Annotated in this window: 13 protein-coding genes; 7 read left to right on the forward strand and 6 right to left on the reverse strand. The window is 67.7% G+C overall.

The window, feature by feature from the left end; translation table 11 throughout:
• Window positions 1-83 precede the first annotated feature (83 nt).
• Entirely contained in the window at window positions 84-1,466 is a 1,383-nt protein-coding gene (locus ACZ5K7_RS40910; RefSeq protein ID WP_351712474.1) for an aspartate aminotransferase family protein, read from the reverse strand.
• Window positions 1,451-1,969 (reverse strand): Lrp/AsnC family transcriptional regulator, encoded by a 519-nt coding sequence (locus ACZ5K7_RS40915; protein ID WP_351712472.1) that lies wholly within the window; start codon window positions 1,967-1,969, stop codon window positions 1,451-1,453. The genes ACZ5K7_RS40910 and ACZ5K7_RS40915 overlap by 16 nt, the downstream gene beginning before the upstream one ends.
• Window positions 1,970-2,134: 165 nt before the next feature.
• Between ACZ5K7_RS40915 and ACZ5K7_RS40920 the strand changes: the two genes are divergently transcribed.
• Window positions 2,135-3,583 carry a gamma-aminobutyraldehyde dehydrogenase gene (locus ACZ5K7_RS40920; RefSeq protein WP_351712470.1) on the forward strand — a complete coding sequence of 483 codons (1,449 nt, stop codon included), beginning with the start codon at window positions 2,135-2,137 and terminating at the stop codon, window positions 3,581-3,583.
• Window positions 3,584-3,604: 21 nt separating this feature from the next.
• On the opposite strand, the gene ACZ5K7_RS40925 is transcribed toward ACZ5K7_RS40920, so the two are convergent.
• The 3 genes from ACZ5K7_RS40925 to ACZ5K7_RS40935 form a co-directional block, all read right to left on the reverse strand.
• Window positions 3,605-5,224, reverse strand: a complete 1,620-nt coding sequence (locus ACZ5K7_RS40925) for an IS1380 family transposase (protein WP_468922244.1) — start codon at window positions 5,222-5,224, stop codon at window positions 3,605-3,607.
• A gap of 51 nt (window positions 5,225-5,275) precedes the next feature.
• Entirely contained in the window at window positions 5,276-5,650 is a 375-nt protein-coding gene (locus ACZ5K7_RS40930; RefSeq protein WP_468922245.1) for an EthD family reductase, read from the reverse strand.
• A gap of 90 nt (window positions 5,651-5,740) precedes the next feature.
• Window positions 5,741-6,742: a type 1 glutamine amidotransferase family protein gene (locus ACZ5K7_RS40935; protein WP_468922248.1), complete on the reverse strand. Its 1,002-nt coding sequence runs from the start codon at window positions 6,740-6,742 to the stop codon at window positions 5,741-5,743.
• Between the two features lie 429 nt (window positions 6,743-7,171).
• Here ACZ5K7_RS40935 and ACZ5K7_RS40940 point away from each other — a divergent pair, with 429 nt between their 5' ends.
• The 3 genes from ACZ5K7_RS40940 to ACZ5K7_RS40950 all read left to right on the forward strand — a co-directional run bounded on the left by ACZ5K7_RS40940 (window position 7,172) and on the right by ACZ5K7_RS40950 (window position 10,803).
• A complete protein-coding gene (locus ACZ5K7_RS40940; RefSeq protein ID WP_468922251.1) occupies window positions 7,172-7,804 on the forward strand; it encodes a TetR/AcrR family transcriptional regulator in 633 nt (210 codons plus the stop codon).
• A 516-nt stretch (window positions 7,805-8,320) separates the two neighbouring features.
• A complete protein-coding gene (locus ACZ5K7_RS40945) occupies window positions 8,321-9,514 on the forward strand; it encodes an ABC transporter substrate-binding protein (protein WP_468922254.1) in 1,194 nt (397 codons plus the stop codon).
• A 371-nt stretch (window positions 9,515-9,885) separates the two neighbouring features.
• A complete protein-coding gene (locus ACZ5K7_RS40950) occupies window positions 9,886-10,803 on the forward strand; it encodes an endo-beta-N-acetylglucosaminidase H (RefSeq protein WP_468922257.1) in 918 nt (305 codons plus the stop codon).
• A gap of 237 nt (window positions 10,804-11,040) precedes the next feature.
• Here the strand turns inward: ACZ5K7_RS40950 and ACZ5K7_RS40955 are convergent, their stop codons facing one another.
• The gene (locus ACZ5K7_RS40955) at window positions 11,041-11,415 is read right to left on the reverse strand and encodes a hypothetical protein (RefSeq protein ID WP_468922260.1); all 375 of its coding nucleotides are present in this window, start codon (window positions 11,413-11,415) and stop codon (window positions 11,041-11,043) included.
• A 675-nt stretch (window positions 11,416-12,090) separates the two neighbouring features.
• Between ACZ5K7_RS40955 and ACZ5K7_RS40960 the strand changes: the two genes are divergently transcribed.
• From ACZ5K7_RS40960 to ACZ5K7_RS40970, 3 genes are all read left to right on the forward strand, one after another.
• Entirely contained in the window at window positions 12,091-13,110 is a 1,020-nt protein-coding gene (locus tag ACZ5K7_RS40960) for a sugar ABC transporter substrate-binding protein (RefSeq protein ID WP_468922263.1), read from the forward strand.
• Window positions 13,110-14,189 carry an ABC transporter permease gene (locus tag ACZ5K7_RS40965; protein ID WP_468922266.1) on the forward strand — a complete coding sequence of 360 codons (1,080 nt, stop codon included), beginning with the start codon at window positions 13,110-13,112 and terminating at the stop codon, window positions 14,187-14,189. The genes ACZ5K7_RS40960 and ACZ5K7_RS40965 overlap by 1 nt, the downstream gene beginning before the upstream one ends.
• Before the next feature lie 4 nt (window positions 14,190-14,193).
• The coding region (locus tag ACZ5K7_RS40970; RefSeq protein WP_468922269.1) for an ATP-binding cassette domain-containing protein at window positions 14,194-14,465 on the forward strand (272 nt) is incomplete at its 3' end.

The following is a 14,465-nucleotide window of genomic DNA, read 5'->3' on the forward strand; positions in this document are numbered from 1 at the left end:
AGCCCGGACAGCACACGGCCCCGGGCCGCCGTTCTCACTCGAACGGACGGCACCGGGGCCGGATCGGACCGCTGATCCGATGATCAGAGCTTCGTCCACGCCTCCGTCAGCGTGGCGCGCAGGATCTGCTCGATCTCGTCGAAGGTCTCCTGGTTGGAGATCAGCGGCGGGGCGAGCTGGACGACCGGGTCGCCGCGGTCGTCGGCACGGCAGTACAGGCCGTTGTCGAACAGGGCCTTGGAGAGGAAGCCGTACAGGACGCGCTCGGTCTCCTCGTCGTTGAAGGACTCCTTCGTGGCCTTGTCCTTCACCAGCTCGATGCCGTAGAAGAAGCCGTTGCCGCGGACGTCGCCGACGATCGGCAGGTCGTGCAGCTTCTGGAGGGTGGACAGGAACGCGCTCTCGTTGTCGAGCACGTGCTGGTTGATGCCCTCGCGCTCGAACAGGTCGAGGTTGGCCAGGCCCACCGCCGCCGACACCGGGTGGCCGCCGAAGGTGTAGCCGTGCAGGAAGGTGTTGTCGCCCTTGTAGAACGGCTCGGCGAGCTTGTCGGAGATGATGCACGCGCCGATCGGGGAGTAGCCCGAGGTCATGCCCTTGGCGCAGGTGATCATGTCCGGGACGTAGCCGAACTTGTCACAGGCGAACATCGTGCCGAGGCGGCCGAAGGCGCAGATGACCTCGTCGGAGACGAGCAGCACGTCGTACTGGTCGCAGATCTCGCGGACCCGCTGGAAGTAGCCGGGCGGGGGCGGGAAGCAGCCGCCCGCGTTCTGGACGGGCTCCAGGAAGACCGCGGCGACCGTGTCGGGGCCCTCGAAGAGGATCTGCTGCTCGATCTGGTCGGCGGCCCAGCGGCCGAAGGCCTCCGGGTCGTCGCCGAAGAGCGGGGCGCGGTAGATGTTGGTGTTCGGCACCTTGTGCGCGCCCGGGACGAGGGGCTCGAACGGCGCCTTCAGGGCCGGCAGACCGGTGATGGACAGCGCGCCCTGCGGGGTGCCGTGGTAGGCGACCGCGCGGGAGATGACCTTGTACTTGGTCGGCTTGCCCTTGAGCTTGAAGTACTGCTTGGCGAGCTTCCAGGCGGTCTCCACGGCCTCGCCGCCACCCGTGGTGAAGAAGACCTTGTTCAGGTCGCCGGGGGCGTAGTCGGCCAGACGCTCCGCCAGCTCGACGGCCTTCGGGTGGGCGTAGGACCACACCGGGAAGAAGGCCAGCTCCTGCGCCTGCTTGAAGGCCGCCTCGGCGAGTTCGACGCGGCCGTGACCGGCCTGGACCACGAACAGGCCCGCGAGACCGTCGAGGTAGCGCTTGCCCTTGTCGTCGTAGATGTAGGTGCCCTCGCCCCGGACGATGGTCGGGACGGGCGAGTTCTCGTACGAGGACATGCGGGTGAAGTGCATCCACAGGTGGTCGTACGCGGTCTTGCTGAGGTCCTTCTGGCTCACGGTTATCGGGTTCCCCACATGTAGGTCTGCTTCTTCAGCTTCAGGTAGACGAAGCTTTCGGTGGAGCGCACTCCGGGCAGTGACCGGATGCGTTTGTTGATGACGTCCAGCAGGTGGTCGTCGTCCTCGCAGACGATCTCCGCGAGGATGTCGAACGAGCCCGCGGTCATCACCACGTACTCGACTTCCGACATGGCGGTCAGCGCGTCCGCGATCGACTCGACATCGCCCTCGACGTTGACGCCGACCATCGCCTGCCGGCGGAAGCCCACGGTGAGCGGGTCCGTGACGGCGACGATCTGCATCACGCCCTGGTCCAGCAGCTTCTGGACGCGCTGGCGCACGGCCGCCTCCGACAGGCCGACGGCCTTGCCGATCGCGGCGTACGGCCGGCGGCCGTCCTCCTGGAGCTGCTGGATGATGGCGAGGGAAACGGCGTCCAACTGGGGGGTGCCGTTCCTGGACTCGCGGGACGAGTCCCTCTGGTCTGCGCTTCGACTGGCCACGACCTCACTGTGCACGACGTCTCGACGGTTCCGCAAGGCCGCATCGATGAAATTCGTTGTTTGAGGTACCCCGTTTTGCGGATTTCGCAGACGCGGCGGCCGTAGGGGTGTTGAAAACGTGGGATCTCGGATTACTGTGGGTGTCTCAGTCAATGGACACCCGAACTTGGAGGGCCGGCAGTGAGCACCGAGCTGCGTCGTCTGCGCAACTACATCGACGGTGAGTTCCGGGACGCCGCCGACGGACGGACCACGGAGGTGGTCAACCCCGCGACCGGCGAGGCGTACGCCACCGCCCCGCTGTCCGGCGAGGCCGACGTCGACGCGGCGATGGCGGCCGCGGCCGCCGCGTTCCCGGGCTGGCGCGACACCACGCCCGCCGAGCGGCAGAAGGCCCTGCTGAAGATCGCCGACGCGTTCGAGGAGCGGGCCGAGGAACTCATCGCGGCCGAGGTGGAGAACACGGGCAAGCCGACCGGGCTCACCCGCTCCGAGGAGATCCCGCCGATGGTCGACCAGATCCGCTTCTTCGCGGGCGCGGCGCGGATGCTGGAGGGCCGGTCGGCCGGTGAGTACATGGAGGGGATGACCTCCATCGTCCGCCGCGAGCCGGTCGGTGTCTGCGCGCAGGTCGCGCCGTGGAACTACCCGATGATGATGGCCGTGTGGAAGTTCGCCCCGGCGATCGCGGCGGGCAACACGGTCGTGCTGAAGCCGTCGGACACCACCCCGGCGTCGACCGTCCTGATGGCCGAGATCATCGGCGGGATCCTCCCCAAGGGCGTCTTCAACGTCGTCACCGGCGACCGTGACACCGGCCGTCTGATGGTCGAGCACCCGACTCCGGCGATGGCCTCCATCACCGGCTCCGTGCGTGCCGGCATGCAGGTCGCCGAGTCCGCGTCCAAGGACCTCAAGCGGGTCCACCTGGAGCTGGGCGGCAAGGCGCCGGTCGTCGTCTTCGAGGACCTCGACAGCGCGGCCATCGCGAAGGCCGCCGAGGACATCTCCGTCGCGGGCTTCTTCAACGCGGGCCAGGACTGTACGGCCGCCACCCGCGTCCTCGTCCAGGAGTCCATCCACGACGAGTTCGTCGCCGCGCTCGCGAAAGTCGCGGCCGAGACGAAGACGGGCCAGCCGGACGACGAGGACGTGCTGTTCGGGCCGTTGAACAACCCGAACCAGCTGAAGCAGGTCTCCGGTTTCATCGAGCGGCTTCCCGCCCACGCCAAGGTCGAGGCCGGCGGGCAGCGGGTCGGCGACAAGGGCTACTTCTACGCCCCGACCGTCGTCTCCGGGCTCAAGCAGGACGACGAGATCATCCAGAACGAGGTCTTCGGACCGGTCATCACCGTCCAGTCCTTCACGGACGAGGATCAGGCCACCGAGTGGGCCAACGGCGTCGACTACGCGCTGGCGTCTTCCGTGTGGACCAAGGACCACGGGCGGGCGATGCGGATGTCCAAGAAGCTGGACTTCGGCTGCGTGTGGATCAACACGCACATTCCGCTGGTCGCGGAGATGCCGCACGGCGGGTTCAAGAAGTCCGGGTACGGCAAGGACCTGTCGGGGTACGGGTTCGAGGACTACACGCGGATCAAGCACGTGATGACGTCGCTGGACTCGTAGGTCTTAGGTCTTGGGCAGGCCTTAGGCCTTAGCCTCGATCTTTCGTGACGGTCCGTCGGTGCGTTCGACGGGCCGTTTCGAGTTGTCCGGGTAGTGGTGGGCAGGCCGAGCGCCCGGCTGTCGCGTCGGGTGTGCGCCGGGTTCCACGGCTTCGGAGGCATTCGGCTGCTCGTTGGGATGGGTCGTCGTTACTGGTCGGCCAGGATTCGGCAGTGCTTGCAGCTTGGCGAAGGCAGCGGTGATCACGTCGGTCCAGGGCCAGTGGCGGGCCAGGCGGAGGGTGCGTCGGCGGCCGGTGGTAACCAGGCGGGCGGCGGCGGAGAACAGTCGCAGGCGTAGGCGTTTGGGGTCCCAGCGGCGGGCGGTGCCGGTCAGGGCGAGCATCGGCATCCAGGCCAGGAGGTCCAGGGTGATCTGGGCGATCTCCAGCCAGACCTGGTTCTGTGCGGTGTGGTGCAGGGGGAGGTTACGCAGGCCGGTGTCGCGGGTGGCGCGGATGCGGTCCTCGGCGCGGACACGTTGGCGGTGCCGCAGTTCCAGGGCGGCGATCGCGGTGTCGACAGTGCTGGTGGCGAAGCAGGTCAGGCGCATGCCGTCGGCGTCGGTGAACCTCAACTGGGCTCCGGGTGGGGCCGTTCCTTGCGGACGATCAGCCGCATCCCGGTCGGCCAGCCCTTGAGGACGTCGCCGGTCAGTTTCGGCAACCCAGGCGCCGTCGCGGACCTGGCCGTCGGGTTCGACCGCCGCCGTCCAGGCCGAGGCCGGGACCTGCAGAACCGCATAGGGGACCGCGTCGGTGATCGTCATCCCGACCGAGTAGGACAGCCACCGGCCACGCGCGGTGAGCCAGTTCAGGAAGTCGTGGGTGCCGCCGGCGGACTCGGTGCGGATCAGGGTGCGGCGGCCGCGCCGGTAGTGCTTCGGCAACTGCCCCAGGGCCGGCTTGGTGGTGGTGATGTGGTCGGCGGCGGTGTTGCTGCCCGCGTTGCCCGGCCGCAGCAGCCCTGCCACCGGTTTTCCGGACCCGACCGCTCCGTGGTCGACGAACGCGACCAGCGGGTGGTGCCCGAAGGTCCGCTTCCACGTCGCGGTCGCATCCTGCTTCTCGGAGTGGGCCGGCACCAGGACGCCGTCGATGTCCACGGTGACCTGGCCGCCTACGTCAGGGGCATCGGTGCCGGCCGGCTTCCACACCCGTTCGCGGACTGCAGCCCTGGCCTGCCGGATCGCGGTCAGCGCGCGCGGTCCGGCGGCAGCCGGGGTCTCGACCGGCCCGGACACGGTGGGGTCCGAGGCGACCGGCCCGAAGACCTGCGGCTCGGCCCGCAGCATGGCCACGTCGGACAGGCAGTCCCCGCCCATCGCCACCGCCAGGGCGAGGTCCAGCAGCATCTTGCCCGGGTCGTGCACCGCACGTGGTTTGCGCCACGGCGTCAACGCCGTCGATATCGCCGTGTCCAGGCCGGACCTGCGGACAGTCTCCAGCAGGAGTATCCCGCCAGCCTGCGGGACTACCGCGCCGCCGTCGCCCTGGACGCGGACAGACGGGTACGACCCGTACGCTTGTTCACCTGGAGAGTGCTTCTTTCCTTGCAGCGGACAGGACCCCAGACAAGTCCCATCATTGCAGCTCAGTAGCACTTTCCACTTATTTGATCAACGACCGGACAAACCCCTAGCTGAAGCCCGAGGCTAGCGGGCTCGCAGCTGGTCGACGAGCGCGGGGCGCGGGCCGCCCGGCGTCAGCTGTCCCTCGACCGGCACACCCGCGCCGCTCTCGAGGGTCACACCGAAGTGCTTGATGATGAAGCCTGCGTCCTCGTACATCTCGGTCCACTCGCGCGTGGTGGTGGCCGCTTCCATTGCGGCCTGGTCTTCGAAGTACAGCTCAGCCACCCGGTAGAAGGCCGGGAGAGCGTCGCCGGTCCCGGTGGTCCGGCACGACTCGAACTTCAGCAGACCCGGCAGCCGCGCGGCCATCGGCCCGTGTACGTTCTCGTAGTACTCCTCGAAGGCTTCCACGTCCTGCGGCCGCGGGGCCGTCCAGAACGAAACTATCTTGTACATGCTGTCCTTCCTCTCTCATGGTGGGGGCGCCGACGGTCTCGTCATCGGATCGTCGAGGGGCCTGGAGCGGCCCGGTCGGTGAGTGGGTCGTCAGCTACTAGTGCTGGGCGTTACGCGTGTGTTGAGCCATGCGCGCAGGGTTTCTACCTGACGGCTGCAGGCCGCGGGCCCGTTACCTGTCAGGAGGCGGGCCCGCTCGTCGAGTTCCACCAGGATCTCGCCGAATTCGGAGGGCTGTACGTCGAACCCGGCGTCGCTCAGTGCGTCGTCGAGGTTGAAGGCGAGGCGGGTGGTGCGTCCCGGGACCTTCAGATAGCCCTGTTCGAGGACGTACCGCTCGACGTTCTTCGGCAGCACCGTGATGCGCGCCCCGGTGAACCGGGAGGCCGCCTCGACCGTCGAGCCGTCTGCCGCGACGCGGTATCGGCTGGAGAGGAGCGCGGCAGGACCGTGACAGATGAGGGAGGCGAGGACGCGCTCCTCGTTGAGACGATTCAGCACCTCTCCCAGGTAGGGGTCGTCGACGGAGTCGACCATCGGCGCGTGCCCGCCGGGCATGTGCATGAAGGCGACGTCGCTGAAGCTGAACGAGTTCTGCGGATCGCGGTCCATGGCGACGAGTTCGCGCAGGGACAGGTAGCGGCGCGGGGGGAGGTCGGCGAGCGCCTTCTCCAGTTCGGCACGGTAGATCCGCGCTTCCCAGTCGGTCCCCGGCAGCGGCTCTGAGACATCGAGGCGGCCCAGGACGGGCGCGGCGGCGGCGACCTCGGCCTCGCGGCGCGCATGGGCCTCGGGGAGCCGTTCCCTGAGTGCCGCGGCGTCCTTGGTCGGTGCGAGCTCCGCCGTCGCCTGCGCTGCTGCCTGCGGGTCGGAGGCGTGGAGCCACAGCGAGAAGCCGTTGATGTCGAGCTGCGGCTGATTTCCGTCCGGGGTGGCGAGCACGAACTCGTATTCGTCGCCGAACTCCTGGATGAACTTGGCGAGTTCGTTGAGGTAGAAGCCGGTGGGGACCTCCGGGTGGTCCAGAGGTTCGGCCAGCTTCAGGGTCCTCGCCGAGGACATGATGATCAGTGCTTGGGGCTGTGCGGGCATGCCGGCTCCTGACGGACGAATGAGGATGGGGCGGGGGAGCGCTGCGCGGTCGGTGCCAGGCGCCGACTCCGGGTCACCCCTGAGCCGAGGTGCCGCGACATGGGGTTCTCTCCCCGGATGCTGCTTGCCCAGGTCTGGGCGTAGCCTCGAACACGCAATGGTGAGTCGAGTCACTCACCTTTCATCGAAAAGTAGAACACCCCTCGGGGCATGTCAAGGTGAGTCACTCGACTCATTGCCGGTGTACTGGGCCCGCGTGTTCCCAGGTCAGAGTCGAGTGACTCAGCTCATCCGGGCTTGTAGCATGGAGTCCTCCGCGTCTGCGGCACAGCCGCCGCAACCCGCCACCGGCGAGGACACAGACGGACGACGCGGGGTGACAGACACGCGACGCGGGATTGCGACGGTTCAGGAGAAGCAGTTACCGGGATGGGCTACCAGCAACGTGTCAAGGAGGAGAAGGCCGCTGCCATCGTCGAGGCCGCGACCCAGCTCTTCCTGGAAAACGGCTACGAACGCACCTCGCTCGCTCAGGTGGCGCGGACGGCCGACGTCTCGACGGCGACGCTCTTCAAACGCTTTCCCACGAAGGCGGCGCTCTTCGAGGCGATCGTGCGCCGGTACTGGACGCTGGAGGGCCGCCGGCACATCTCGCCCGAGCCCGGAGATCTCCGGGCCGCTCTCCGGCAGATCGGCGGGGAGTACGCGTCCCTGCTGACTAGCCCTGGCATGACGTCTCTCTTCAGGACCGTCATCGCCGAGACCTCGCGATTCCCCGAGCTGGGGCGGATGAACTTCGACCTCGGGAAGCGGGACTTCCTGGAGGGACTGTGCTCCTACCTCCGCTCGGAGCAGGAAGCCGGAACCCTCGTACCCTGCGCGGTGGAGACCGCCGCCACCCAGTTTCTCGGCATGATCTCCGGCCAGATCTTCTGGCCGCGGCTCCTGCTCACGGAGTTCGTCCTGACCGACAGCGAGACGGATTCCGCCGTCGAGGAGGCGGTGAGCACGCTCCTCGCCCGCTACGCGGCGCCGACCGCCCAGGCGCCGCGAGCGCGATGACCACCGGCAGGTGGTCGGGGGTCGGGGGTCGGTGGTCGCGGGAGTGTGCTCCTCTTTCGGTCTCGTGAGTGGTCCATCTTCTCGTCCGGGGTGCCGACCGCGTGTTCCCGTTGTTCTGTCGCGCCCTGTACCGCTCACCTGGACAGTGCTTCCTGAACTGTGGTGGACAGAGCCTTCGACAAGCCCAATCCTCCCAGCTCAGAGGCACCCTGTTCTTATTTGATCAATCCCCGGACAGCAAACTTGGTGAAAGCCCGAGGTCAGGCCTTAGGCCTTGGGCCGTATGTCGGCTGCGGGTGCGTGGGGGCTGGTCGTGCCCACGCGGCGAAGCCACGAATTGACACAGCCCCGGGCCCCTTTCAGGGGCGTTGCGCTGCCCGGAGCAGGAAGGCCCCGGGCAGCGCTTTGCTGTAACGCCGTGTTGACCCGGGTCATCGACAGGGTGTCGGGTCCGCGTCAGGCTGCTCGACGCAGCGTCGATTGCCCGGCCACAGGCAGGCGCGACATGCTTCAGGTGTGCCCCAGAACCCTTCTCGAACGCCTGAGCTGTCCCGTCGCTCCCTGCTGCGCGCGCTCGGCGGCACCGCCGCACTCGGCGGCCTGGCCGGCTGCGGCGTGCCCGCCGCCTACGTCAAGGCCTCGGACCGCGCCGTGACCGACCTGTCCGCCCAGGACCACAAGCTGGTCTTCGCGAACTGGCCGCTGTACATCGACGTCGACGACGACAACCCGAACAAGCGGCCCACCCTCGACGCCTTCGAGAAGCAGACCGGGATCTCCGTCGACTACATCGAGGAGATCAACGACAACGACGAGTTCTTCGGCAAGATCAGCCCGGCGCTCATGAACCACCAGTCCACCGGCCGGGACCTGATCGTCATCAGCGACTGGATGTGCGCGCGGTTCGTCCGCCTGGGCTGGGTCCAGAAGATGGACCGCGCCCACCAGCCGAACGTGGCGAAGTACCTGGACCCGCTGCTCCGCTCGCCCGCCTTCGACCCGGGCCGCCTGTACACGGTGCCGTGGCAGTCCGGCATCACCGGCATCGCGTACAACCGCAGGAAGCTGGGGCGCGAGATCCGGCACGTCAAGGACCTGTGGGCGAGCGACCTCAAGGGCCGGGTGACCCTGCTCTCCGGCCTGGACGAGGCGTTCGCGCTGCTGATGCAGGGCAACGGCGTGGACATCACCAAGTGGACGGCCGACGACTTCTACGACGTCTGCGACGAGGTGGAGAAGCAGGTCGCCCGGGGCCAGATCCGCCGGTTCACCGGCAACGACTACACCAAGGACCTGGTCAGCGGCGACGTCCTGGCCTGCCAGGCGTACTCCGGTGACGTCATCCAGCTCCAGGCCGACAACCCCGACATCCGCTTCCTCGTCCCCGAGGAGGGCGCGGAGCTGTGGTCGGACTCCCTGATGATCCCGGACCGGGCCGTCCACAAGGCCAACGCGGAACGGCTCGTCGACTACTACTACGAGCCGGAGGTGGCCGCGGAACTGGCCGCCTGGGTCAACTACGTCTGCCCCGTCCCGGCGGCCCAGCAGGTCCTCGCCGCCTCCAAGGACAAGGACACCGCGGCCCTCGCCGAGAACCCCCTGATCTTCCCGAACACGGCGATGCGCAGGCGCCTCGCCATCGCCCGGGACATCACGTCCACCGAACGCGTGGCCTTCGCGAAGCGGTGGAACGCGATCGTGGGGTTGTAGCCGGTAGTCGTCCGGAGTGCGACGAGGATTCTTGGTTGGCACAAAAGAGGGATGGTTGACACCGGTCAGACGTTCGATCCGCGAGGAGCGGAACCTGAGGTTTGCTGGAGAGGAGCCGCTGGCCGTCTGCTCCAGTGCTGCGGATCCGCGGCGTGCATGCCTGGTTCGTCCGCGCCGGCGCGGCAGCGCAGCGTTCTGGCAATTCCCTTGCAGGGGCCCAGGGTTACGGTGCGACGTGCGTGCGTGGGAGTCGTGAAGCGTTCCCGCATGGTTCTGGGGATTCGGTCACGGGAACGGAAGGATCCGGGGGGCTTTCTCGGCGCTCGCGAACAGGTCGGGCGCCGCTCCATGCGATGGGAGACCGATCAACGATGTTCACTCCGGTGCGGAGCAGAGTGCGGACGGCCGCGCTCGCGCTCTCGGCCATTACGGCCCTCGCCTTAGGCGCGACCACCACGACCGGCGCGGCAGCGGCCCCCGCTGCCGCGAAACAAGGACCAACCTCGGTGGCGTACGTCGAGGTGAACAACAACAGCATGCTGAACGTCGGCAAGTACACCCTCGCCAACGGCGGCGGCAACGTCTTCGACGTCGCCGTGATCTTCGCGGCGAACATCAACTACGACACGGGCACGAAGGCGGCGACCCTGTATTTCAACGAGAACGTGCAACGCGTCCTCGACAACGCGTCAACGCAGATACGGCCGTTGCAGCAGAAGGGCATCAAGGTAGTCCTCTCGGTGCTCGGCAACCACCAGGGCGCGGGCTTCGCCAACTTCCCGTCCCAGCAGGCGGCTTCGACGTTCGCGAAACGACTGTCGGACACCGTGGCCAAGTACGGCTTCGACGGCATCGACTTCGACGACGAGTACGCCGAGTACGGCAACAACGGCACCGGCCAGCCCAACGCCAGCTCGTTCGTGTACCTGGTGTCGGCACTGCGCGCCAACATGCCGGGCAAGATCATCAGCCTCTACAACATCGGACCGGCCGCGTCGCGCCTGTCCTACGGCGGCGTCGACGTCTCGTCCAAGTTCGACTACGCCTGGAACCCGTACTACGGCTCCTGGCAGGTCCCTGGCATCGCACTGCCCAAGTCGAAGCTGTCGCCGGCGGCCGTCCAGATCGGCGGAACCTCACAGAGCACGGCCGCCGCCCTCGCCCGCCGCACGGTCAGTGAGGGGTACGGCGTCTATCTGACGTACAACCTCGACGGCGCCGATCGCAGCGCCGATGTCTCCGCGTTCACCAGAGAGCTGTACGGCAGTGACGCCCACTACACGCCGTAGACCGACCGCACTCCCCGCCGTCCGGTGTCCCCTCGGGGCGTGCTGCATCCCGTAGGGCCGCGCCTCGGACAGGCCGCGCTTTCGACAACGATGTCGGAGGCGCGGTCGCGGCAGGTACCGTGACCTGCGCTGTACCGAAGTGCCAACCGTCTCCCTGATTCCGTGCTTCCGGCCGCTGAAGCTGGTTGGCATCAGCGCAGGTCACGAACGTCGCCCGATGTCAACTAGCAATCTTCGTCACACCGAGGACGAGGCGCGGTTCCCCCCAGGCGGGAGCCGCCGCGGCACGACCTGGACCGGTACTGCCGATGGGCTGTACCGGGTCCTGGAGCGGTTCGCTGCCCGACCGGGGTCGGGGGCAGCGGTTCGCGGGCTGCGTGCCAGGCGAGCGGAAGAGCGGCGACGCTCGTACGAGCCGATCACCTCGCCCGCGATGGCGCAGGTGGTGTCGATGTCGCCGCGACCGGCGACAGTGAACCGCCACAGCGGCTCCGGGGGCAGGATCCGTGCCTCCCAGGCTGCCGGGCCTTCGTGGCGCAGGATGCCGAACCAGCGGTCACCGAAGGCGAGCCCGGACAACGAGTCCACCGCGGCGGTAGGCAGGTGGATCATCGGAGCAATATCACAAGGCAACGGCGTTCCCGGCACTCCGATTTCGGCGCGGCCATGTTTCCGACGCCCCCGTGCCCTGCTGGACACCCATGCGCCAATACGTGCTGGAACAGGAGACCATTCGCACCGGTTCGCACCGCGGAACCCGACGGAAAGGGGCCCGTCGACGAGGTACGGGAAAGCGCCGGGCAGCCACATTCGGCGCTGCGCGCCACCGCACTAAACGCACACGGACCGCCTGTCCCGCCGATTCCGGGTCGAATTCGCGACCGTCCGGGAATTGACCCCGTCCGTTCCGGTCGACCCGGAATCCCCTGCCCGGCCGCCGATCGTCGGGTTTGCCGGCGATCCGGTGACGGACGCTCTCCACCGGTGCGGGTCGCCTCCCGTGCGACCGGGTGCTGAGTGGCCAATACATCTAAAAAGGGAGACGGAATGGCTCAGGCCATTTCAGGTACGGAGGGCAGGTGTGGGGGGTGCTGCGGTCGGCGTCGAGAACATGTCCTGACATCGTGTCCTGATGGATAAATGATGTCATTACAAACGTTGACCCCCGGTGTTCATGGCGGTTCCATCTCGTCATGGGAAACAGCCGCGTAAACGGCATGTGTCCCGTAGCGCCTGCGCAGCCAGTCGTGCCCTTCTCCTCCCCGTCGCACAGTGAGGTGCCGGAAGATGGATCGCTCGTCGTACCCCCGCTCCCGCAGAATCGCCCCCGTCGTCGCCACGGCGGCGGCGGCCGCGCTACTCGTCGCCGGATGTTCCAGCAACTCCGGAGGCAAGAAGGCCGAGGAGGCCGGCAGCGGCGTTTCGGCCGGCAAGGCCACCACCGCCCGTATGACGGTCGCGATGATCACGCATGCCGCGCCCGGTGACACCTTCTGGGACACGATCCGCAAGGGCGCCGAGGCGGCCGCCGCGAAGGACAACGTCAAGCTCGTCTACTCCAGCGACCCCGGCGGACCCAACCAGGCCAGCCTGGTGCAGAACGCGATCGACCAGAAGGTCGACGGGATAGCGGTCACCCTCGCCAAGCCGGACGCCATGAAGGCCGTGGTCGCCAAGGCCGAACAGGCCGGCATCCCTGTCGTCGGCTTCAACAGCGGGGTGGCCGACTGGAAGAAGCAGGGTCTGCTGGAGTACTTCGGCCAGGACGAGAGCATCGCCGGAGAGGCCTTCGGCCGCAAGCTGAACGCGGCCGGCGCCAAGCACACGGTCTGCGTGATCATGGAACAGGGGCAGGTCTCCCTGGAGGCCCGCTGCGCCGGGGTGAAGAAGACGTTCGAGGGCAAGACCGACATCCTCTACGTCAACGGCACCGACATGCCGTCCGTGAAGTCGACGATCACCGCGAAGCTCAAGACGGACCCGTCCATCGACTACGTGACGACCCTCGGTGCTCCGTTCGCGATGACCGCCATCCAGTCCATCGCCGACGCGGGCGGCAAGGCCAAGCTCGCCACCTTCGACCTCAACAAGGACGCGGTCGGCGCCATCAAGTCGGGCAAGATCCAGTGGGCCGTCGACCAGCAGCCCTACCTGCAGGGTTACCTGTCGGTCGACTCGCTGTGGCTCTACAAGAACAACGGCAACTACAGCGGCGGCGGCGAGGCGCCGGTGCTGACCGGTCCGGCCTTCGTCGACAAGACCAACGTCGCGAAGATCGCCGAGTTCGCGGCGAAGGGAACCCGGTGATGAGCACGGCCCAGAGCGCGGCCCCGGCGACGGCTTCCCCGTCGCCGGCTCCGCCGGCCCGCCACACGGACGGGCGGACAGCCCAACGTCCTCCGGCTGTCCGGCTGTTGGCCCGGCCCGAGGTGGGCGTCTTCCTCGGTGCCGCCGCGGTGTACGTCTTCTTCCTGATCGCGGCGCCGCCGGTACGCGACGGCTCCTCGATGGCGAACATCCTGTACCAGTCGTCGACCATCGGCATCATGGCGCTGCCGGTCGCGCTGCTGATGATCGGCGGCGAGTTCGACCTGTCGGCCGGTGTCGCGGTGGTCTCCTCGGCGCTGACCGCGAGCATGCTCGCCTACCAGCTGACCGTGAACATCTGGGTGGGCGTGACCGCCGCGCTGCTGGTGTCGCTGGCGATCGGCTTCCTCAACGGCTGGCTGGTCGTCCGCACGGGTCTGCCCAGCTTCCTGATCACCCTGGGCACCTTCCTGATCCTGCAGGGCGCCAACCTCGCGGTGACCAAGCTGGTCACCGGCAACGTCGCCACCGACGACATCAGCAACATGGACGGCTTCGACCAGGCCAGGAGCGTCTTCGCCTCCTCCTTCCACATCGGCGGCGTCGAGGTGAAGATCACCATCGTGTGGTGGCTGGTCTTCGCGGCGATCGCCACCTGGGTGCTGCTGCGCACCAAGTACGGCAACTGGGTCTTCGCGGTCGGCGGCAACAAGGAGTCCGCACGCGCGGTCGGTGTGCCGGTGACCTTCACCAAGATCTCGCTGTTCATGCTGGTCGGCTTCGGTGCCTGGTTCGTCGGCATGCACCAGCTGTTCTCGTTCAACACCGTGCAGTCCGGTGAGGGCGTGGGGCAGGAGCTGATCTACATCTCCGCGGCGGTCATCGGCGGCTGTCTGCTGACCGGCGGCGCGGGCTCGGCGATCGGCCCGGTCTTCGGTGCCTTCATGTTCGGGATGGTGCAGCAGGGCATCGTCTACGCCGGCTGGAACCCGGACTGGTTCAAGGCCTTCCTCGGCGTGATGCTGCTCGGCGCCGTCCTGATCAATCTGTGGGTCAGCCGCACGGCGACCCGGAGGTGACGTAATGACATCCACCAGCAAGGCCGGTACCCACGGCGCGATCCTCGCGGACACCCTCCCCGGGCAGGACGACGGCCCGATCGTCGCACTGCGCGGCGCGGGCAAGTCCTACGGCAACATCCGCGCCCTGCACGGTGTCGACCTCCAGGTCTTCCCCGGTCAGGTCACCTGCGTCCTGGGCGACAACGGGGCCGGCAAGTCCACCCTCATCAAGATCATCTCGGGGTTGCACCAGCACACCGAGGGCGACTTCCTGGTCGACGGCGGTCCGGTGCG

The sequence above is a fragment of the Streptomyces sp. NPDC031497 genome (assembly GCF_055580905.1).